Here is a 21357-nt window from a genome sequence, read left to right on the forward strand (position 1 = left end):
CGTCCGGCAAGGAGCCGGGGAGCGGAAATCCCGTTGCCAGCCCGACCCCCTTACCGGATGCTGACCTCTATGTACGCGGAAAATCTCGGCCAATACGTCGATCCAGACATAGCGCCCAGTGGCACGCTGCTCGGCCTGCTGCAGCGCGGCCGCGGTGACGGCACGCTGCACGCGCTGGCCGCGCCGCGTGCCGAGGCGCTTTCCGCGCTGCACCACTGCCTGACGCACGACCCGCGCCGGGACTGGCAGGTCGAGCACCGCTCGCTGTACTACGCCCGGCTGCACCGGGACCTGGACGCCGGGCTCGACGCGCTGGCGGCCCACCTGTTCGCCCCCCAGGACCGGGTGGACACCCGCGAGGAGCGCACCGGGCTGGCCCTGTCCGTGCTGGGCCACCTCGCCTCCTACGGCGACAACGGGGCGCTGCGGCTGCTGCGCCGCTACGCCGCGCGGGGCGCGAACTGGCAGTGGGCCCTGGACGAGCTGGCCGTGCGCGACGACGACGCCGCGCTGCGCCGGCTGGGCCCCGCGGTGCTGGCCCGCTTCCCCGCCACGAGGGCGGGCGACGCCGAGCTGGCCACCGCCCTGCGGGACGCCTTCGAGCCGCGCCCGTGGCGGCTGTGGGCCGAGGACCCCGGCCGCCCCGCGCAGCGCGCCCGCCTGGGCAGAGTCCGCGAACAGCACGCCTTCGACCGCTGGTCGCGCCAGATGCGCTCCAGCGGGCCCCGGCCGGGCTGGAGCGTCCGCGAGGTCCTGGCCTGGGCGCAGGAGCTGCCCACCCCGCCGCCCGGCGAACCCTTCGACGTCGAGCAGGCCCGGCAGCAGCGCGAGGCCGCCGCCGCCCGCTGCCTGGCCGCCGTCGCGGGCCCCGAGGACGGGCCCGAGCTGCGCGCCGCCGCGCGCGGCGGCCCCGACGCGGCCCGCTGCGCGGCCCTGCGCCACCTGGCCGAGCGCGACGACCCGGCGGCCCCCGGCCTCATCGACGAGGCGGTCACCTGCGCCCCCGGCCCCGTCGCCGCGGCGGCCGCGGCGGCCTTCGGCCGGATGCGCGGCGTCGCCGCGCTCCGGCAGGCCCGCCGCTGGGCCGTCCGCGATGACCTGCTGGGGGCGGAGGCCGCCGCCATGCTCGCCACCCGGGGCAGTGGCCAGGACGCCGACGCCGTGCTGGCCGCCCTGCGCCGCACCGTGCGCACCGAGGGCTGTGACGGCGAGGCGCTCGGCCCGCTCGTCGACGGCGCCGGCCGGCTGGCGGTCGGCTGCGCCGCGCCCGTGCTGCGCCACGTCTACCGGGAGACGGCGTCCTCGCAGTTGCGCGGCCGCGCCGCCCGGGCGCTGGCCGCCACGGACCCCGGGTTCGCGGCGTCCTTCGCCGTCGAGTGCCTGTGGGACTGCGAGGAGTCCACCCGCGAGATCGCCGCCCGCGCCGCCACCACGGGCGACGACCGCGTGGTGGAGCGCCTGCGCCGCCTGGCCGCCGACCCGGCCGAGGAGGCCGGGGTGCAAAGCGCCGTCCGCGGCCGGTTGCGCCCCGGGCCGTCCTCCGGCTGACCGGCCGGGCCCGCGCCGGCTCCACCCGCGCGCCGGACCCCGTACCGCTCACGCGACGTTCGGCTCCCGGCCACGCCCCCGTGGCCGCGCCCACGCCGGCCGTGGCGAGAACCGGGGCATGAGAGTGTGCATCGTCACCGAGTCCTACCCGCCCGACGTCAACGGCGTGGCGCACTGCGCGTGGCAGACCGCCCGCCACCTCCTGCGGCGCGGCCACGAGCCGCTGGTCGTCGCGCCCGCTCCGGCCCCGGGCGCCCCGCGCCCGGAGACCGGTCCCGCCCCCGTCGTGCACGTGCCCTCCCTCCCGCTGCCCGGCTACCCCCAGGTGCGCGTCGCCCTGCCCAGCCGCCGCCTCGCCGCGGCCCTGGCGGACCACCGCCCGGACGTGGTCCACCTCGCCAGCCCCTTCGTGCTCGGCGCGCGCGGCATGGCGGCCGCCGCCCGGCTCGGCCGCCCCACCGTCGCCGTCTACCAGACCGACCTCGCCGGATACGCCCGCACCTATCTCGGTACGGGCGAGGCCGCCGCCTGGCGGCGCATGCGCGCCGTGCACGCCGCCGCCGACCGGACCCTGGCCCCGTCCACCGCCTCCGCCGCGGAGCTGGGCGCCCGCGGGGTGCCCCGCGTGCACCTGTGGCCGCGCGGTGTGGACACCAGCCGCTTCGACCCCGCCCACCGCGACCAGGAGCTGCGCCGCGAACTCGCGCCCGGCGGGGAGCTGCTCGTCGGCTACGTCGGCCGGCTGGCGCCCGAGAAGCAGGTCGCGCTGCTGGCCGGGGCGTGCGCGCTGCCCGGCGTCCGCGTCGTCGTCACCGGCGACGGCCCCAGCGCCCCGGCCCTGCGCTCCGCGCTGCCCGGCGCCCGCTTCCTGGGCCGCCGCACCGGCGCCGACCTCGCCCGCGTCTACGCCAGCCTCGACGCCTTCGTGCACACCGGGCCCTTCGAGACGTTCTGCCAGACGGTGCAGGAGGCGCAGGCCAGCGGGGTTCCGGTCGTCGCACCGGCGGCCGGCGGACCGCTGGACCTGGTGGACCACGGCCGCACCGGGCTGCTGGTGCCGCCGCGGGACGCGGCCGCCGTCCGGGAGGCGGTGCGGACCCTGCGCGACGACCCGGCGCTGCGCGCCCGCCTCGCCGCGGCGGGCCGCGCGGCCGTGGCCCGCCGCACCTGGACGGCCGTGGGCGACCAGCTCATCGACCACTACGCGCAGGTCCGCGACGCCCGCGCCGCGCTGGCCCACTGAGCCCGGTCGCTCCCGCGCCGCCCGCCGGCCACCGTGCCGAACGGCCGGATCCCCGGCCTGGCACGATGGCCGGATGAGCGGACGCTGGGAGTTCTGGATCGACCGTGGCGGCACCTTCACCGACGTCGTGGGCAAGCGTCCTGACGGGCGGTTGGTGACCGGCAAGCTGCTGTCGCACGACCCCGGCCGGTACCGGGACGCCGCCGTCGAGGGCATCCGCCGCATGCTCGCGCTGGAGGACGGCGAACCACTGCCCGCCGAGCGCGTCGCCGCGGTGAAGATGGGCACCACGGTGGCCACCAACGCCCTGCTGGAGCGCACCGGCGAACCCACCGCGCTGGTCACCACGGCCGGATTCCGCGACGCGCTGCGCATCGCCTACCAGAACCGGCCCCGCCTCTTCGACCGCCACATCGTGCTGCCCGAGGCGCTCTACGACCACGTCGTCGAGGTGCCCGAACGCCTCGGCGCCCACGGCGAGACGGTGACCGCGCTGGACCCCGCGGCGACCGCCCAGGCGCTGGCCGCCGTGCGGGCCCGGGGCGTGCGGGCGGCCGCCGTCGTCCTGCTGCACGGCTACCGCCACCCCGAGCACGAGCGGGAGGTGGCCCGGCTGGCCCGTGCGGCGGGCTTCACGCAGGTGAGCTGCTCGCACGAGGTGAGCCCGCTCATCAAGTTGATCCCGCGCGGCGACACCACCGTCGTCGACGCCTACCTCTCCCCGGTGCTGCGCCGCTACGTCGACCAGGTCGCCGCCGAACTGCGCGGGGTGCGGCTGATGTTCATGCAGTCCGGCGGCGGGCTGCGCGAGGCCGGGCACTTCCGCGGCAAGGACGCCGTCCTCTCCGGCCCCGCCGGCGGCGTCGTCGGCATGGCCCGCGCCTGCGCCGAAGTCGGCCACGAGCGCGCCATCGGCCTCGACATGGGAGGCACCTCCACCGACGTCTCGCACTACGCGGGCGAGCTGGAGCGCACGCTCGACGCCGAGGTGGCCGGGGTGCGGATGCGCGCCCCGATGATGGACGTGCACACCGTCGCGGCGGGCGGCGGCTCGATCCTGCGCTTCGACGGCGCCCGCTACCGCGTCGGCCCCGACTCGGCCGGAGCCGACCCCGGCCCCGCCGCCTACCGGCGCGGCGGGCCGCTGACCGTCACGGACGCCAACGTCATGCTCGGCCGGGTGCAGGCCGAGTACTTCCCGCACGTCTTCGGCCCGGGCGGCGACCAGCCGCTGGACGCCGCGCACGTGCGCAGTCGCTTCACCGCGCTCGCCGACGAGATCGCGCAGGCCACCGGCGACCGGCGCACCCCCGAGGAGGTCGCCGCCGGCTTCCTGGAGATCGCGGTGCTGAACATGGCCAACGCGGTCAAGAAGATCTCCGTGCAGCGCGGGCACGACATCACCCGGTACGCGCTCGCCGCGTTCGGCGGCGCGGGCGGCCAGCACGCCTGCGCCGTCGCCGACGCCCTCGGGGTGAACACCGTCGTCGTGCCCCCGCTGGCCGGGGTCCTCTCGGCGTACGGCATCGGCGTCGCGGACGCCACGGCGCTGCGGGAGCAGTCCGTCGAACGCGAACTGACCGCCGGGAAAGTGCCCGCCGTGCGCGCGGCGTGCGAGGCGCTCGCCGAGCGCACGCGCGAGGAGCTGCGCGCCGACGGCATCCCGGACGACTCGGTGACCACCCACGCCCGCGTCCACCTGCGCTACGCCGGCACCGACGCCGCCCTGCCCGTGCCGATGGGGAGCCTGGAGGCCCTGCGCACCCGGTTCGCGTCCGCCCACCGGGCCCGCTACGGCTTCACCACGGACCAGCCCCTCATCGCCGCCACCGCCGTCGCCGAGGCCACCGCCCGCACCGGCCGCCACACCCCGCACCGCGACGCGCGCCCCGCGCGCCCGCGGGGGCCGGAACCGGCCGCCCGGGTGCGCATGCACACCGGTGGCCACTGGTGCGAGGTCCCCCTGTACCGGCGCGCCGACCTGTGTCCGGGGGAGCGGGTGACCGGCCCGGCCGTGATCACCGAGCCGGACGCCACCACCGTGGTGGACGCCGGCTGGCAGGCCGCCCCCACCGCGCTGGGCCACCTGCTGCTGGACCGGGCCGCCGCGCGCCCGCGCACCGCGGCCGTCGGCACCGAGGTCGACCCGGTCAGGCTGGAGGTGTTCAACAACCAGTTCATGGCCGTGGCCGAGCAGATGGGCCTGCGGCTGGAGAACACCGCCCACTCGGTGAACATCAAGGAGCGGCTGGACTTCTCCTGCGCCCTGTTCGACGCCGAGGGCAACCTCATCGCCAACGCCCCGCACATCCCGGTGCACCTGGGCTCGATGGGGGAGTCCATCAAGGAGGTGCTGCGCCGCAACGCCGGCACCCTGCGCCCCGGTGACGTCTACGCCGTCAACGATCCCTACCACGGCGGCACCCACCTGCCCGACGTCACCGTCGTCACACCGGTGTTCGCCGAGGACGGCGGCGAACTGCTGTTCCTGGTCGCCTCCCGGGGCCACCATGCCGAGATCGGCGGCCTGACCCCGGGCTCCATGCCGGCCTTCAGCCGCACCGTGCACGACGAGGGGGTCCTGTTCGACAACTGGCCGCTGGTGCGCGACGGCAGGCTGCGCGAGGCCGAGACGCGCGAGCTGCTCGCCGCGGCCCGCCACCCCTCGCGCGACCCGGACGCCAACCTCGCCGACCTGCGCGCGCAGATCGCCGCCAACGAGAAGGGCGTCGCCGAACTCCGGGCGATGATCGACACCTTCGGCCTGGACGTCGTGCGCGCCTACATGGGCCACGTCCAGGACAACGCCGAGGAGTCGGTGCGCCGCATCGTCGCCGGCCTGGCCGACGGCTCCTGCCGCTACGAGACCGACAGCGGCGCCGTCATCGAGGTCGCCGTCCGCGTGGACCGCGCCGCACGCGGCGCCGTGCTCGACTTCACCGGCACCTCACCGCAGCGCGCCGACAACTTCAACGCGCCCAGCTCCGTCGTGCTCGCCGCCGTCCTGTACGTCTTCCGCACCCTGGTCGCCGACGACATCCCGCTCAACAGCGGCTGCCTCAAACCCCTCCAGGTGCGCATTCCCGAGGGCTCCATGCTCGCCCCCGCCTACCCGGCGGCCACCGTCGCGGGCAACGTCGAGACCTCCCAGGCGGTCACCGGCGCACTCTACGCCGCCCTGGGAGTGCAGGCGGAGGGCTCGGGAACCATGAACAACGTCACCTTCGGCAACGAGCGGGTGCAGTACTACGAGACGCTGGCCAGCGGCTCCGGCGCGGGCGACGGCTTCCCCGGCACCTCCGCCGTCCAGACGCACATGACCAACTCCCGCCTGACCGACCCCGAGGTGCTGGAGTGGCGCTACCCGGTGCGGGTCGAGGAGTTCGCGCTGCGCGCCGGCAGCGGCGGGGCCGGCCGCTGGCCCGGCGGCGACGGCGTCGTGCGGCGGCTGCGCTTCCTTGAGCCCATGACGGTGACCCTGCTGACCGGCCACCGCCGCGTGCCGCCCTACGGCATGGCGGGCGGCGCCCCCGGCGCGCTCGGGCGCAACGCCGTCGAGCACGCCGACGGCTCGGTCACGCGACTCGACGGCGTCGCCGCGGCGTCGGTCGCCGCCGGGGACGTGCTGGTCGTCCACACCCCCGGCGGCGGCGGGTACGGTCCGCCGACCGCGTAGGCGCCGGCCGCCGGGTGCCGCCGACCGGTGGCGCCCGGTGTCGGTGCCAGCGCCTAACCTGTCCGTCGTGAGTTCCGCCGTACCCGCACCGCGCCCGGCCCCCGCCCGCCCGGCCCCCGGCCCAGCCGCCGACGAGGGCCTGGCCAGGCGGCTGCGGGCGCTGGCCTGCACCGCGCCCCTGCACGATTTGGACGCCCGCAAGGCCAACCTCTCCGGCGAGTACGGCATCTACGCCATGGCCGAGATCGCGCTCGCCGCCATCGACGCCGTCACCCTCCAGATGGACTTCGACACCGGCGCCGACCACGAGGACGTGGTGGCCCGGCTGCTGCCCCGCGTCGCCGCGCAGGCCCCCCGGCGGGAGGCCGCCGAGCACGAACGCGTCGCCCGCTGGGTGCTGGAGAACCTCGTCAACGTCGGCAGCGTCGACCGCGGCTTCCGCGCCGTCTACGGCACCTTCGCGCCCGACGGCAGCTACGTCCGCCGGGACTACGACTTCAAGCTGCTCGAAGAGGTGCCCGGTCCCGGCGGCCGGATCTACCTGCGCACCACCGACGAGGCGGTCAACGTGCTGGTCGGCGCGCTGGACACCGACGTCACCAGCGCCCAGATCGCCGCCGAGGTCAAGCTGGAGGTGCTGGTCAGCCGCGGCCGGCTGGCCGACGCCCAGCTCGCCGCCGAACAGGCCCGCTACCGCACCGTCCAGTACGCCGAGACGCTGCGCCGCACCCTGGAGGCCACCCGGCGCGACGTCCGCGCCGTGGACTGGCTGCACACCGTACCCGACCTCATCGCCGAGGCGCTCGACCACGTCGCCGACCGCTACCGGCACGAGAACGCCATCCTCACCAACATCCGCCGCGCCCGCGACGAGACGGCCGAGGACCGCCACCCCGACCACAAGCTGCGCGCCGCCGAACTCGTCGACATCGTCAAGGACTGCATCCGCCGCCACACCCAGCTCCAGTCCCGGCTGCTGGAGGCCGGGCCGCTGTTCCGCGCCGAGCAGGACCGGCAGGCGTTCGCGCCCCCGGCCGCCCGCGCCGGGCTGGACCTGTACGGGCAGCTCCTCGCGCCCCTGCTGGGCGAGCCGGTCGAGCGTGCCACCCGCGTCACCGACGCCTTCTTCGCCGACGGCGCCGGCCTGCGCACCCCGCCCGCCGTGCGCCTGGGCGACCTGACGGAGCTGCTGCTCACGCCGCCGGCGCCCCGCGAGCACCTGGGCGCCGAGCTGCCCGAGCCGGACCTGGTCGCCACCCCGGACGACAGCCGCTTCAGCGAGGAGCAGTTCGCCGCCGCCACCGAACTGCTCACGCTCCCGCCCGACGCGCCGCGCCGCCTGTCCGGCCTGCTCGCCCAGGCGCGCGCCCGCGACCGGGAGCTGCCCTACCTCGTCGCCCTGCTCGCCGTGCACGCCGCGAGCCCGCCCGTCGGCACCGCCTACCGGCAGGGGGAGCGGCAGCTCCTGTTCGCCGTCGACGACGGCACCGAGCTCCAGGACCCGGAGTTCGGCGGCGCCGACCTCGTCGTCGGCACCGCCGAGCTGGACGCCGCCGCCATGGCCGCCGCCCGCAGCGAGGCCGGCTGAGTGACCCCCGCCCGCACCCCCGCGCACCACCCCCGAGGAGACACCCCCGTGCAGGACTTCGGCACCGGCCCCGGGCCGCAGCACACCGAGGAGCGGCCCGCCGCCCTCACCCCGGCCGACGCCGCCGACGCCGCGCGGCTGGTCTCCTTCGGCCTCCAGCCCAAGCTGCCGCCCGCCCGCGACGCCGACTACGCCGACCTGCTGCGCCGCTACCGCGACCAGCCCCCCTTCGCCCGCCTCGCCGACGCCGTGGCCACCGGGCTCGGCCTGGTGGTGCTGGAGGTCTCCACCCGGGCCGGCATGGCCCTCACCGCGGCCGAGGACTCCGTCTTCGCCGTCCGCATGGGCGACTACGCACGCCGCACCGCCACCGACGCCACCGACCGCTTCCTGCACGGCCTGGCCCACCTGGCCGTCGCCGCGCTCGCCTTCCCCCGCCCCGAGGACCTCGCCGACGACGGCTACATCGGCCGCCTCTCGGTCAACGGCGTCGACGCCTTCGTCCGCCAGGCCTGCCGCCGCCTGGAGGAGCGGGCCGCCGAGCGGGGCGAGAACACCGACCCGGCCAGCGACACCCCGGGCCTGGAGGCCGCGTGGCGGGTGTACGCCCGGCGCAGCGCCACCGGGGCCACCAAGGACGCCCGCCGCCTGGCGGGCTCCACCACCGGCATCGTCGCCAAGGCCGTCGCCTTCCTGGTGGACTCCGGGTTCCTGCAGCGCACCGGGGACGAGGCGGGCGGCACCTTCCGCACCACCGCCCGCTACCAGCTCCAGGTGCGCGACATGGCCGGCAGCGCGGCCCTGGCCGAACTGCTGGAGCTGGGCATCGTCCCGGTGAGCGACGGCAGCGCCACCCTGCTGCCCGCGCCCGACGACGCCGAGGCCGAACTGGTCGAGGGCGCCGGCCTGCCCTTCCACACCTGAGGGCGCCGCCTCCGCCAGCCCACCGCCCCACCACCCGACCCTCCGACCGTCCTCCCACCCGACCGTCCGGCCGCCGCCGACCGCCCGACCTCCCGCCACCACCGGCGGCGCCTCCCCGCCCCGCCCCGCGCCCGCAACGAGAGTCCACCATGTACGAGCTGTCCCGCATCCGCCTGTACTCCATCGGCCCGGCCGGCGCGCGCTACGCCGACACCGTGCTGGACCTGCGCGGCGTCGGCGCGCCCGTGCCGACGCCGGCCCCCGCCCAGGCGGACTTCTTCGAGGACGAGCCCACCGGGCCACCGCGCCGCCCGGCCCCCGCGGGCGTGCTCTTCCTGGAGAACGGCGGCGGCAAGTCCGTGCTGCTCAAGCTGGTCTTCTCCGTCATGCTGCCCGGCCACCGCAACACCCTGGGCGGCGCCAGCTCCGGCGTGCTGCGCAAGTTCCTGCTCGCCGAGGACACCGGGCACGTCGCCCTGGAGTGGCAGCACACCCTCACCGGCGAGTCCGTCGTCGTCGGCAAGGTCAGCGAGTGGCGCGGCCGCCAGGTCTCCAGCGATCCGCGCAAGTTCGCCGAGGCCTGGTACTCCTTCCGGCCGGGCCCGGGCATGACGCTGGACTCGCTGCCGGTGGCCGAGTCCAGCGCCCTGCGCCCGGCCGAGGGCGCCTCCGGCGCGCGCGGGCGGCGGCGCACCATGAAGGGCTTCCGCGACGTCCTGACCGAGACGGGCAGGGCCTACCCCAACCTCGACGTGGCCTGGGAGGAGGTCCACGACCGCTGGAAGGACCACCTCGACGCCCTCGGCCTGGACCCCGAACTCTTCCGCTACCAGCGCGAGATGAACGCCGACGAGGGCGAGGCGGCCGGCCTGTTCGCGGTGAAGAACGACGCCGACTTCACCGACCTGCTGCTGCGCGCCGTCACCGACACCCGCGACACCGACGGACTGGCCGACCTCGTCCACGGCTTCGCCCACAAGCTCGGCCGCCGCGCCGAGCTGACCGCCGAGCGCGACTTCACGGCCGGCTCGCTCGAACTGCTCCACCGCATCGCCGAGGCCGCCGAGCGGCGCGAGACCACCCGCGCCGTGCACGCCGGGGCCGAACGGCGCACCCGCACCCTCGCCACCCGGCTGGCCGCCCGCGGCCGGGACGAACGCGGACACGCCGCCGAACTGGCCGAACGCACCGACCAGGCAGCCGTCGTCGTCGCCGACGCCGAGCGCGCCCGCACCCGGGCGGGCCGGATCGCCGCCGAACTCGCCTACCGCCACGCCTCCCTCGCGCTGGCCGCCGCCGAGAAGGCGGCCGCCGCCGGCCGCCGCGAGCTGAGCGAGGCCCGCACCCTGCACGCCGCCTGGCAGGCCGCCGAGACGGTGCTGCGCCACCGCGCCGCCGCGGACCGCGCCGCCCGCGCCGCCGCGGCCATCCAGGACGCCGAACGCGACGCCGCCCCCGCGCTGGCCGCCCGGGCCAGGGCGGCCCACGCCCTCGTCCGCGCCCTGCACGCCGCCGCCGACGAGGCCGAGGAGACGGCCACCGCCGGGGAGGAGCGCTCCGGCGCCCTCCAGCGCGCCGCCGAGGAGGCCCACACCGGTGCCACCACGGCCGCCACCGAGGCCCAGCGCGCCCGCAGCGAGTCCGAGCACCTGCGCGCACGGCTGGCCGAGGTGGAGCGGGAGACGGCCGAGGCCGTCCGCGCGGGCTGGCTGGCGGACACCGCCGCGGGCGCCGACCCGGCCCGCGCCGCGCTGGCGGCCGGCGACGCCGAACGGGAGGCGACCGCTGCCTGGGACGCCGCCCGGGACCGCGCCCGCCGCGCCGCCGAACGGGACCGCGAGAGCGCCGCCGAACTCGGCCGCGCCGAACTGGCCGCCGCCCGCGCCGCCGACGCCGCCCGCAGCGCCGAGGCCGCCCGCGCCGCCGAGGTCGCCGCCGCGGAGGCCCTCGCGGCCGAACCCCGCGTCACCGAGCTCCTGGCCGCCGAGGGCCCGCTGGGCGCGGCCGCCCTCGACACCGGGGCCGACGCCCTGCGCGAACTGCTCGACCAGCGCGTCACCGAGGGCGAGCGCCGCCTGTTCGAGCTGCGCACCGCCGCCGCCGAGGACGCCCGGATGCTCGCCGCCCTGGGCGACGGCGGGCTGCTGCCGCCGGGGCCCGACGTGCTGGCCACCGTGGAGTACCTGGGCGAGCACGGCGTCCCCGCCCTGCCGGGCTGGCGCTATCTGGCCCAGGCCGTCGACCCGGCCGACCACGCCGCCGTCCTGGCCGCCCGCCCCGAACTCGTCGACGGCGTCGTCGTCACCGACCCCGCGAGCCACGCCCGCGCCCGCGAGGTCCTGGCCGCGGCCGCGCTGCTGCCGCGCTCCGCCGTCGCGGTGGGCACGGCCGCCGCGCTCCTGGCCCCCGCGCCGCCCGCCGGGTCGGCCGAGTCCGGCGTCTTCCTGGTCCCCCCGAACCCCGCGATGCACGACGAGGGCGCCGCCGACGGCGAGCGGCACACGCTGCGCGAGCGGGCCTCTGCGCGCGACGCGGAGATCCGCGCCCACTCCGCCCGGCTCAGCGCGGACCGCGCCCTGTCGGCCCGCCTCGCCTCCTGGCGCGCCGGCTGCCCCGCCGGGCGGCTGGCCGAGCTCACCGCCGCGGCCGAGGCCGCGCGGGAGGCCGTCGACGACGCCGTCGACCGGCACACCGGCGCCGCCGCCGAACGCGAGGAGGCCGCCCGGGAGCTGGCCGAGGCCGTCGCCGTCCGCGACGAGCGCCAGGAGGCGGCCCAGCGCGCGCGCCGCTCGGCGGACGCCCTGGCCGGCCTCGCCTTCCGGCTGCGCGAGCGCTCCGCCTGGCAGGCCCGGCTGCGCGAACTGGCCGACGAGGCCGCCGACGCCGAGCAGCGCGCCGCCGAGTGCCGCGAGCGCGCCCGCGCGGCCGACGAGGACCGCCGCGCCGCGCAGCGGGCCGCCGACGACGCCCACCGCACCGCCCGCGGCCTGCGCGCCGAGCGCGCCGAGATCGCGGGCGTGCTGGACGACCTGTCGGCTCCGCACGGGCAGGCACGGCCCGGCGCGGCGGACGCCGCCTCGCTGCCCGCGCTGCGCGAGGCCTACCGCTCGGCCTCCCAGCTCTACGAGAAGGTCGGTGTCGGTGCCGACCTGCGCGCCGAGCAGGCCCGCGCCGAGGGCGACGAGAGCGCCGCGCTGGCCGAACTGGAGCGTCTCACCAACAAGGTGCGCACCCGCGCCGACCAGTTGCTGCGGACGGCCGACGGGGCCGACGGCCCCTCCCGTCAGGCGGCCGCCGCCCGCGCCGAACAGCGGGTGCAGCTCCTGGAGTCACGCGCGGCCGCCGCCAGCGAGCAGCTCGGCCGCCTGCGCGGCGAGGCCGAACGGCTGGCCCCGCCCGAGGGCACCGCCCACGCCGACCTGCCCGACGCCCAGGTCCCCGGCAGCGCGCAGGAGGCGCAGGCGCTGCTGCGCACGGCGGGCGGCGAGCTGGCCGCCGCCGAGGACGCGTGCGAGGCCGCCCGCACCCGGCTCGGCGAGCTCCAGCAGGCCCGCCGCGCGGCCGAGGACGCCGCGGGCGCCTTCGAGGAGACGGCCGCGCTCCTGCGCGACCTGCTGCGCGACCCGCCGCACGGCGAGGACGGCACCGAGGCCCCCGAGCCCTACCCCGGCACGCCCGCCGAGGCCCGGCAGGCCGCCGCCGAGGCCCGCCGCTCGCTGCGCGGCTGCGCCGCCGACCTGGCGGCCGCAGAGACGGCCGTGCGCGAGGCGAGCGACATCCTGGTGCGGCACGCCAACTCCGTGCGCTACGAGGCCGTCCGGACCCCCGCGCGGCAGCAGATCCGCGAACTGCCCGCCGCGTCGCTGCCCGACCACGCCGCCGCCTGGGCCGAGGCGTTCGCGCCCCGGCTGCGCGTGCTCACCGACGAGCTGGCCCAGCTCGAACGCAACCGCGACAGCATCGTGGACCGGCTGCGCGGCCTCACCGAGTCCGCGCTGGCCACGCTGCGCTCCGCCCAGCGCCTGTCCCGGCTGCCCGGCGGCCTGGGGGAGTGGTCGGGGCAGGAGTTCGTGCGCATCCGCTTCGACGACCCGGACCAGGCCACGCTCACCGAACGGCTGGGCGAGGTCATCGACGAGGCGACCCGGGCGGCGGTCCGCAAGAACTCCGACCTGCGGCGCGACGGCATGTCGCTGCTGCTGCGCGGCGTGCACGCGGCCCTGCTGCCGCGCGGGGTGAGCGTGGAGATCCTCAAGCCGGACGCCGTGCTGCGTGCCGAGCGCGTCCCGGTGGGGCAGATGGGGGACGTCTTCTCCGGTGGTCAGCTCCTGACGGCGGCGATCGCCCTGTACTGCACGATGGCCGCCCTGCGCAGCAACGACCGCGGCCGGGACAAGCACCGCCACGCCGGGACGCTCTTCCTGGACAACCCCATCGGCCGGGCCAACGCCACCTACCTGCTGGAGCTGCAGCGCGCGGTGGCCGACGCGCTGGGCGTGCAGCTCCTCTACACCACCGGTCTGTTCGACACCACGGCGCTGGCCGAGTTCCCGCTGGTCATCCGGTTGCGCAACGACGCCGACCTGCGGGCGGGCCTGAAGTACATCAGCGTCGAGGAGCACCTGCGCCCCGGCCTGCCCGCCGGGGCGCCCGACGGGGAGACGGTGCACGGGGAGATCACCGCCACCCGCATGTTCCGCCGCCCGCCCGCGGAGCCGGCCGCTCCCGAGCCCCCCGCGCCGGAGCCGGGCCGGGCCCCGTCCACCGCCTGAACCGGGACCGCCGCCCCGGCCCGAGCGCCGCGCGTACGGCACCCCCGGTCGGCCAGACCGTCGGGCCGCCGCACCGAGCGGCGGTGTGCCGGGACCGCCTCCCGGTGCGGCGGTGTGCTCGCCGGGCCCGCGGCGGGGGAGAGCACAGATCGGTTCACGCGGTGGACGTTCGCCCTCCGACGCGTACGGCCCGAAGGCACCGTGATGGCCCCTCGCGTGCCCACGGTGCCGCGGGGTTTGCCGCCGTGCCCCACCGGATACCAGTGGGAGGCACGGTGCGCGCGGGTGCGACCGCGGCGCGCCGCACCGGGGAACGGGAGGCCCGTGCTCGTGAGGTGTCTGGTCACCGGCGCCAGTGGCTACGTCGGCGGGCGGCTGGTGCCCGAACTGCTGGCCGCCGGGTACGGGGTGCGCTGCCTGGCGCGTACCCCGGCGAAGCTGCGCGATCACCCTTGGGCCGACCGGGTGGAGGTGGTGGCCGGCGACGTCACCGATCCGCAGTCGCTGCGGGGCGCGATGACCGGGGTGGACGTCGCCTACTACCTGGTGCACGCGATGACCGGGGGCCGGGACTTCGAGTCCAGCGACCGTGCGGCCGCGACCGCGTTCGGCGAGCAGGCCCGCGCGTGCGGCGTGCGGCGGATCGTTTACCTGGGCGGACTGACCCCGCGGGGGGTGCCGCGCGAGCGGCTCTCCCCCCACCTGCGCTCGCGGGCCGAGGTGGGACAGATCCTGCGTTCCTGCGGCGTCCCGACGGCCGAACTGCGCGCCGCGGTCATCATCGGCTCCGGGTCGGCGTCGTTCGAGATGCTGCGTTACCTCACCGAACGACTCCCGGTCATGGTCACCCCGCGCTGGGTAAGCACCCGGGTGCAGCCGATCGCGGTGCGCGACGTGCTGCACTACCTGGTGGGGTGCGCCCGACTCCCGGACGAGGTCAACCGGCGCTTCGACATCGGTGGCCCGGAGGTGACGACGTACCGCGGCATGATGCGGGGGTACGCCGCTGTGGCCGGTCTGCCCCGGCGCGTCATCGTGCCCGTCCCGGCGCTGACGCCGCGGCTGTCCAGCCACTGGATCGGGCTGGTCACCCCGGTACCACCGAGCGTGGCCCGGCCGCTGACCGACTCCCTGCGCCACGAGGTCGTCTGCCAAGACCGCGGCATCGCGGCCCACGTGCCCGACCCGCCGCAGGGCCTGACCGACGTGACGCAGGCCCTGCGCCTGGCCCTGCGCCGCATCCGCGAGGCACAGGTGGCCACCCGGTGGTCCTCGGCCTCGGTGCCCGGGGCCCCCAGCGACCCGCTGCCCACCGACCCGAACTGGGCGGGCGGCAGCCTCTACACCGACCAGCGCACACGGACGGTAGCGGCCTCCCCCGGGGCGCTGTGGCGGGTGGTGGAGGGGATCGGCGGCGAGAACGGCTGGTACTCCTTCCCGCTCGCCTGGACGGTGCGCGGCCTGGTGGACCGGCTGGTGGGCGGCGTGGGCCTGCGTCGCGGGCGGCGCGACGCACGGCGGCTGCGGGTGGGCGACTCGCTGGACTTCTGGCGCGTGGAGGAGATCGAGCCGGGGAGCCTGCTGCGGCTGCGTGCCGAGATGCGGCTGCCGGGGCTGGCCTGGCTGGAGCTGACCGTCGGCCGCGACGACCGGGGGCGCACCCGCTACGGGCAGCGCGCCGTCTTCCACCCGCACGGCCTGCTGGGCCACCTGTACTGGTGGGCCGTCAGCCCTTTCCACGCGCTCGTCTTCGGGGGCATGGCACGCAACATCGCCCGCACCGCGGCCCGCGCTTCGCGGGAGTGAGCGCGCCCCGCGGCGGACGCCGGTGGCCCACTGCCGGGCGCGCTCGACGGAGTACGGCCGTGTCAGCCGCCTGCGGCCGCGCGGCGACGGGCGACGGCCAGCGCGGTGGCCACCAGGGCGGCCGACGCGCCTCCCGCGACCGACCAGGCGGTGGAGTCGTCGACCTGCCCGGCCAGCGCGGAGTTCCCGCCGCCGGGGGTGCCCGTCGGTGTGCCGCTGGGCGTCCCGGTGGGCGTCTGACTGGGTGTGGCGTGCTCGCCCCCGCCCAGGGCCTGCGTCTTCAGCGCGAGGTTGTCCTCGTCGGCGCTGCCCCAGGCGTAGACCACCGTGCTCGTGCCCTCCTCCAGCGTCAGGTCCGCGGGTCCGATCGCCACGTCGTCGGTCCCGGCGAGCACGACGTCGGCGGACACCGTCCCGGACGGCACCTCGGTGGTCGCCTCGTTGGGGTTCTCCAGCCCCTCGACGAGCGCCTTCCCACCGGCGCGCACGTCCACCGCGGGGGCGGCCGCGACGTGGCGGACGGTGAGCCGGGCCTGCCCGGAAGCCACCTGTGAGGTGTCGTTGACGAAGGACGTGAGCTGCGGTTCGCCCTGCGCGGACAGGTGTGCGGCGACGGTGGCGTTGCCGCCTGCGGGCACCTCGACGGTCTTCTCGACGACCGGGTCGTCCTCCTGCGGGTCGGCGCCGTCCTCGAAGACGCGGAGGTCGTAACTGCCGGCGTCCAGTTGCTGCGGTTCGCTGAGCGTGCCGGGCTCGAAGTCGGGTATGAGCTCCCGGTCCCCGGTGTAGACGTCGACCGTCGTGTCCGGCACGCCGTGGAAGACGGAGACCGTGGCCTGCTCGTCCTGGTGGGGCGCGGCGTACGCCGGTGCGGTGGCCATCAGGCCGAGCACGCAGCTCCCGGCCGCGGCGGCGAGGAGAGCGGGCTTGCGCTTGTGCGACATGGGCTGTTCCTTTCGTTCGGGCAGGTGGCCGCGGGGCTGTCCCGGACGTCCCGGGCCGGGGACGTGGGGGCGCCGCCCGGAGGGGAAGCGCCTGGGGCGGCCGTCGTGTCGTGAGTGGGGGGCCTCCCCGCACCGTGCCCTTCTCGGGCGACGTGTTCGCGGTGGCGTACTCGCCCGGTCGTGTCGTGCGGCGTGCCGCCGGGACGCTGACCCGTACGTGCCGCGGGGTGGCGATCAGCTCTTCCATGATGAGGCCGAACGGCACGTGCGGCATCCGGAGGGCGGAGAGGCCGGCGCGGGCCGCCCCACACGACCGGGTCGGCACCAGGCAACGACGGACAACGCGCCGACGACCGTGTGCGGCGTCGGCGCGCAGCTTTGGCCCCGCACAGCCCGTCGGCCGGCGCGCTCCCCACCGTCACCGTTCCCCCGGGCACCCGCCGCAGCCCCGGCCCGCTCTGCCCACCCCGGCCCGAGTGGCGTGGGCGAGGCCGTCGCCGCCGAGGGGTGCCGCCGCCTCGCGCCGACCGGTCGCCGGTGTGTCCGAAGCCGGTGCCGGGCGGTGTGCGCCGCCCGGCACCGGCGGCGCGTCAGGGCTCGTCGCGGGCCCGGTCGGCGGCCTGCGCGGCGGCCTGGCCCTCGGTGGCGGCACCCGCCGTGCTCAGCGAGCCGCCCGCGTTCTCCAGGTGGGCGCGCACGAACCACTGGAACAGCTCCAGTTGGCGGAGCTGCTCGATGAGCATGTCCTGGGTGACGAGGTCGATGTCGTCGCTGGCGGCCATCGCCTCCCGGTGGTCGGTGATGATGCCGGTGTAGACCAGGTCCAGGGCCCCGAGGTGCTCGATCGCACCGGCGCGGCCGACGCCGTAGTCGTCCCAGGAGCGCCCGGCCACCAGGGCGCCGGGCGTGCCCTGCGGGGACCCGCCGAGCGTGGCGATGCGCTCTGCGGTGGTGTCGGTCATGTCGCGGACGGCGTCGACCTGGGGGTCGAGCATCTCGTGGACGGCGATGAAGTGCGGTCCGACGACGTTCCAGTGGATGTGCTTCAGGGTCAGGGCCAGGTCGCTCAGCGCGTGCAGGCGTCCGGTGAGCAACTCGGCCACTTCCCGGCCGGCCTGCTGGGACAGTCCGGGAACGGTGTAGGAGTGCGTGGTGTGGTGGGTCATGCTCGTGTCTCCCAGTGCTCGGCGACGGGCTGTCGCGGTGTGTGGATCGGAACCGGAGGAGGTGGCGCCAGGGCGCGGGCCAGCAGGCGCAGCGGGGCGGAGCGCCCCGTGGCGGGCACGGTCAGCAGCGGGTGCCCGCGCACCCGCCAGGTGGCCAGCAGGGCGTTGGCGGCCTGCAGGCCCGTCGTGGCGGCCCGCTCCATCAGCGCGGTGGGCGCCGGCCCGCGCACCAGGTCCCCGGCGAGGACGAGGCGCGGGTGCGCGGTGCGCACGGTGGGGCGGCCCGGGTAGGTGCCGGGGGCGAACAGCGGGCAGTCCCGGCGCCACTCGTGCCGCTCGTCGACGGCCACGGCCGACGCGGTCTCGGGGTAGACGCGGGCCAGCTCCGCGCGCAGCCGCCCCTGCACGGCCGCGCGGTCGGCGGCCGGGTCGACGGCGTAGGCGTGCAGCTCCACCACGCTGCCGCCGCTGCGCCGGGCCCAGCGGGCGGCCTCGCCCTCGTAGCGGTCCAGGACGCTCACGTTGTCCAGCGGACCGTATCCGCTGGTGCCCAGAAAGCCGGGCCGCTCCGGGGCGACGGGCCGGTCGAACCAGTACCGCGAGACGCAGAACGGCGGCGCCAGGCGCAGGTGGGCGATCCGCTCGCGCCAGCCGGGGTCGCCGATGCCCGGGGAGGCGGCGACGAGGGCCCGCAATCCCGCGGTGTCCAGCGCCAGCACCACCGCGTCGTAGCGCTCGGCGCGGACCGCGGCGCCGGAGCTGGTGGTCAGGGTGAAGCCGTCCGCGCGGGGTGCCAGCCGCTCGGCGCGGGCGCCGGTGTGCAGGCGGACGCCCAGGCGGCCCAGGTGGGCGGCCAGCGGGTCCCACAGCGCCGCGGGGAAGGGCTCGGCGGGCACGTCGAACAGCAGGCCCTCGGCCGAACCCAGGAAGTAGATGTGGAACATCAGCGCCAGCTCGGCGGCCGACAGTTCGCGCGGGTCGGCGAAGAAGCTGCGGGAGAACACCTCGAAGGCCAGGGCCCGCGCCTGTGCCGGGAAGCGCACGGCGGTCAGGAAGTCGTGCGCGCTGATTCCGTCCAGCCGCCGGTAGACGTCGGTGGCGTGCACGTCCAGCAGCGGCAGCGCGGTGCGCGGGTCCATCCCCCTCAGACCCGCGGCGGTGAAGGTGGGGCTGCTCGCGGTGAAGGCGAGCACGTTCCACGGCGGGGTGCGCGGGACGTGCGCGAAGCCGTCCCGGGCGCCGCGGGCGTGCTGGAGCGGATAGTCCGGCAGCTCCACCAGCGCGGACAGGGACGGGTCGGCCCGGCGCAGCAGGTTGCGCAGGTTGTAGTACTGACGGAAGAAGGCGTGGAACCCGCGGGTCATGGTGGCGTCGGTGCCGTCGGCCAGCCGCGTCGACCAGCCGCTCACCCGGCCGCCGAGCACCGGTTCGCGCTCGAACAGGTCCACCCGCACACCGCGCTCGGCGAGCGCGGTGGCCGCGGCCAGCCCCGCGACGCCGCCGCCGACGACCGCGGTGCGGGCCGCGGGCGCGGGCATCGCGGACGCGCCCGGCGGCGCCGGGCGGTACACGGCGCGCCGGTCGCGGGCCAGGCGGCGCGGGCGGTCACGGAAGCGGGGCATCGGGGCGCCTTTCGGGAGACGGCGTCGGGCGGGCGTCCCGCGCCCGGCGGGGCAGGACGGGCAGCTCGGCCAGCGAACGGGCCATCGGCCCGACCGGGCAGCGCAGTCCGAGCGCCAGGTCCCCCAGCGCGGTGGAGCGGCCGTCGAGGAAGTCCAGAACGCGGGGGAGCGGGTTGTCGCGGAACAGGCGGGCGAAGAACTCGGCACCGTCGATGCGGCCGCGGTCCAGGGCGCGCAGCCAGGCGGCGTCCATGACCAGGTGGCGACGGGCGTGCGGGGGCGGCGGGAGCGGACGCCGCCCGGCGCGGCAGGCGGCGGCGACCGCCCCGGCCTGCCGCTGCACGGCGGCGAAGGTGTACCCGGTGGCGGGACGGGTCGCGCCGCCCGCCGCGCCGATGGCGAAGACCCGCCGGCCGCGCTGCCGCGGGAAGCGGGCGTCGGTCATCGGGATGACGCCCTGCTCGGTGCCGGTGACGGTGAACGCGCCCAGCGGCCGCACCCGGCCGGTGTAGTGCTCCAGCGCGGCCCGGTACCCGGCGTCGTCCAGCGGGCGGGGGGAGAACTCGGTGTACTCCACCAGCGCCTGCCGCGCGGTCAGCGGCAGCACGTAGGCGAAGGACAGGCCGTGCCGGGGCTGCGGGGTGCGGAAGTCCATCAGCTCCGCCACCCCCGGCTCGAAGCGGTCGGCCTCGGTGCGCACGAACCAGCCCCGGAAGTGCTGGAGCAGCGTGGTCCGGGCGGGCGGCAGGGGGCGCGGCGGGCGCGAGTCGAACACCCACCGGGCCCGTACGCTCACCGTCCGCCCGGTCGTGTCCACGGCGTCCACCCGCGCGGCGCCGGGGCCGTCCGCGACGCCGGTGACGGTCGCCGTCACCAGCTCCACCCGGCCGTTCCCGGCCAGCTCGGCGGTGACGGCCGGCAGGAAGTCGGCGGAGCGGATCATCTTGTACCGGTAGCCGTCGCCCTCGAACCGGTCACCGTCCGCGCCGCGCACCCGCAGGCGGTCCCAGTGGGCGCACACGTGGGCGTCCAGCGGTCCCGGGCCGCGCTCCCAGAAGCACCAGGTGCGCGGCGGGCTGCTGAGCGGGCCGGGCGGCGGTTCCACCACGACCACCCTGGGCACCGGCCCGCCGGGCCCGGCGGGATCGGTCAGCCGCCTGGCCAGCGACAGCCCGGCCGCGCCCGCGCCGACCACCACGACGTCCGCCTCCCTCATCCGCGCCTCCCCGCGCCGCGCGTGCCACCCGAACGGGCGAGGGCGGGCCGGGGCCGGGCGGGTACGCGCCCCGGTGGCGCCGCCGCCCGGCGGCCCGCCGACCTCGGGAAGGGGCCCCACCGGTGACCCTGCTGCGCGACGAAGACCTGGCCGCCGCCTTCGACCGGGCCGCCGGCGGCTACGACCGCCTGGTGGCCGCCAGCCCCGGCTACCACGGGCAACTGCGGCTCTCGGCGCGCCGCCTGGCCCTGCCGCACGCCGGGCGCGGGCTGCGGCTGCTCGACCTGGGCTGCGGCACCGGCGCCTCCACCCGCGCCCTGCTCGACGCGGCGCCGCTGGCCCACGTCACGGCGGTGGACGCCTCGGCCGGGATGCTGCGCCGCGCCGCCGCCAAACCGTGGCCGCGCCGGGTGCGGTTCGTGCACGCCGGGGCCGAACACCTGGCGCGCGCGGGCGTCCAGGGACCGTTCGACGCGGTGTTCGCCGCCTACCTGGTGCGCAACCTCACCGCGCCCGGGCCCGTGCTCGCCGCCGTCCACGCGCTGCTGCGCCCCGGCGGCCGACTGGCGGTGCACGACTACTGCCTGTCCGGCGCGGCGCGGCACCGGCTGCTGTGGAACGCGGTGTGCCGCGCGGTGATCATCCCGGCCGGCGCGCTCGGCCCCGGCGGCCCCGGCCTCTACCGGCACCTGCGGCGCAGCGTGCTGGACTTCGACACCGTCCCGCGCCTGGCCGCCCGGCTGACGGCGGCCGGCTTCGACCGGGTGCGCGTGGGCGCGATGCCCGGGTGGCAGCACGGCATCGTGCACACCTTCCTCGCCCACCGCCCCGACGCGGGGTGACGGCGGCGCC

12 protein-coding genes are annotated in these 21357 nt (G+C 77.5%); 8 read left to right on the forward strand and 4 right to left on the reverse strand.

From position 1 onward, the window contains the following. The first annotated feature begins 69 nt into the window (after positions 1 to 69). The 7 genes from OSB71_RS06415 to OSB71_RS06445 all read left to right on the forward strand — a co-directional run bounded on the left by OSB71_RS06415 (position 70) and on the right by OSB71_RS06445 (position 15557). Entirely contained in the window at positions 70 to 1548 is a 1479-nt protein-coding gene (locus OSB71_RS06415; RefSeq protein ID WP_265945145.1) for a HEAT repeat domain-containing protein, read from the forward strand. A 118-nt stretch (positions 1549 to 1666) separates the two neighbouring features. Then, the gene (locus OSB71_RS06420; RefSeq protein WP_265945147.1) at positions 1667 to 2791 is read left to right on the forward strand and encodes a glycosyltransferase family 4 protein; all 1125 of its coding nucleotides are present in this window, start codon (positions 1667 to 1669) and stop codon (positions 2789 to 2791) included. 73 nt (positions 2792 to 2864) lie between these two features. Further along, positions 2865 to 6467, forward strand: coding sequence for a hydantoinase B/oxoprolinase family protein (locus OSB71_RS06425; RefSeq protein ID WP_265945149.1), 3603 nt, complete (start codon positions 2865 to 2867; stop codon positions 6465 to 6467). 67 nt (positions 6468 to 6534) lie between these two features. Beyond that, positions 6535 to 8055, forward strand: coding sequence for a hypothetical protein (locus OSB71_RS06430; protein WP_265945151.1), 1521 nt, complete (start codon positions 6535 to 6537; stop codon positions 8053 to 8055). A 48-nt stretch (positions 8056 to 8103) separates the two neighbouring features. After that, positions 8104 to 8979, forward strand: a complete 876-nt coding sequence (locus OSB71_RS06435) for a hypothetical protein (protein WP_265945152.1) — start codon at positions 8104 to 8106, stop codon at positions 8977 to 8979. A 149-nt stretch (positions 8980 to 9128) separates the two neighbouring features. Beyond that, positions 9129 to 13751: a hypothetical protein gene (locus OSB71_RS06440; protein ID WP_265945155.1), complete on the forward strand. Its 4623-nt coding sequence runs from the start codon at positions 9129 to 9131 to the stop codon at positions 13749 to 13751. 324 nt (positions 13752 to 14075) lie between these two features. After that, positions 14076 to 15557 carry an SDR family oxidoreductase gene (locus tag OSB71_RS06445; protein WP_265945157.1) on the forward strand — a complete coding sequence of 494 codons (1482 nt, stop codon included), beginning with the start codon at positions 14076 to 14078 and terminating at the stop codon, positions 15555 to 15557. A gap of 62 nt (positions 15558 to 15619) precedes the next feature. Here OSB71_RS06445 and OSB71_RS06450 read toward each other — a convergent pair whose 3' ends face one another. The 4 genes from OSB71_RS06450 to OSB71_RS06465 all read right to left on the reverse strand — a co-directional run bounded on the left by OSB71_RS06450 (position 15620) and on the right by OSB71_RS06465 (position 20505). Further along, positions 15620 to 16501, reverse strand: a complete 882-nt coding sequence (locus OSB71_RS06450; RefSeq protein ID WP_265945159.1) for a DUF4397 domain-containing protein — start codon at positions 16499 to 16501, stop codon at positions 15620 to 15622. 590 nt (positions 16502 to 17091) lie between these two features. After that, positions 17092 to 17667 carry a Dps family protein gene (locus tag OSB71_RS06455; RefSeq protein ID WP_265945161.1) on the reverse strand — a complete coding sequence of 192 codons (576 nt, stop codon included), beginning with the start codon at positions 17665 to 17667 and terminating at the stop codon, positions 17092 to 17094. Then, the gene (locus tag OSB71_RS06460) at positions 17664 to 19289 is read right to left on the reverse strand and encodes an FAD-dependent oxidoreductase (RefSeq protein WP_265945163.1); all 1626 of its coding nucleotides are present in this window, start codon (positions 19287 to 19289) and stop codon (positions 17664 to 17666) included. The genes OSB71_RS06455 and OSB71_RS06460 overlap by 4 nt, the downstream gene beginning before the upstream one ends. Continuing rightward, a complete protein-coding gene (locus OSB71_RS06465) occupies positions 19273 to 20505 on the reverse strand; it encodes a lycopene cyclase family protein (RefSeq protein WP_265945165.1) in 1233 nt (410 codons plus the stop codon). Before OSB71_RS06465 ends, OSB71_RS06460 begins: the two co-directional genes overlap by 17 nt. Before the next feature lie 122 nt (positions 20506 to 20627). Between OSB71_RS06465 and OSB71_RS06470 the strand changes: the two genes are divergently transcribed. Next, positions 20628 to 21347 carry a class I SAM-dependent DNA methyltransferase gene (locus OSB71_RS06470; RefSeq protein WP_265945167.1) on the forward strand — a complete coding sequence of 240 codons (720 nt, stop codon included), beginning with the start codon at positions 20628 to 20630 and terminating at the stop codon, positions 21345 to 21347. The last annotated feature ends 10 nt before the right edge of the window (positions 21348 to 21357 follow it).

It is taken from the genome of Streptomyces marinisediminis, assembly GCF_026262575.1.
In the GTDB taxonomy this organism is placed as follows: Bacteria; Actinomycetota; Actinomycetes; order Streptomycetales; family Streptomycetaceae; genus Streptomyces; species Streptomyces marinisediminis.

Coding starts and splice junctions, on each gene's coding strand:
- OSB71_RS06415 (WP_265945145.1), top strand. CDS start 70: ATGTACGCGGAAAATCTCGGCCAATACGTCGATCCAGACATAGCGCCC.
- OSB71_RS06420 (WP_265945147.1), top strand. CDS start 1,667: ATGAGAGTGTGCATCGTCACCGAGTCCTACCCGCCCGACGTCAACGGC.
- OSB71_RS06425 (WP_265945149.1), top strand. CDS start 2,865: ATGAGCGGACGCTGGGAGTTCTGGATCGACCGTGGCGGCACCTTCACC.
- OSB71_RS06440 (WP_265945155.1), top strand. CDS start 9,129: ATGTACGAGCTGTCCCGCATCCGCCTGTACTCCATCGGCCCGGCCGGC.
- OSB71_RS06450 (WP_265945159.1), bottom strand. CDS start 16,501: ATGTCGCACAAGCGCAAGCCCGCTCTCCTCGCCGCCGCGGCCGGGAGC.
- OSB71_RS06455 (WP_265945161.1), bottom strand. CDS start 17,667: ATGACCCACCACACCACGCACTCCTACACCGTTCCCGGACTGTCCCAG.
- OSB71_RS06460 (WP_265945163.1), bottom strand. CDS start 19,289: ATGCCCCGCTTCCGTGACCGCCCGCGCCGCCTGGCCCGCGACCGGCGC.
- OSB71_RS06465 (WP_265945165.1), bottom strand. CDS start 20,505: ATGAGGGAGGCGGACGTCGTGGTGGTCGGCGCGGGCGCGGCCGGGCTG.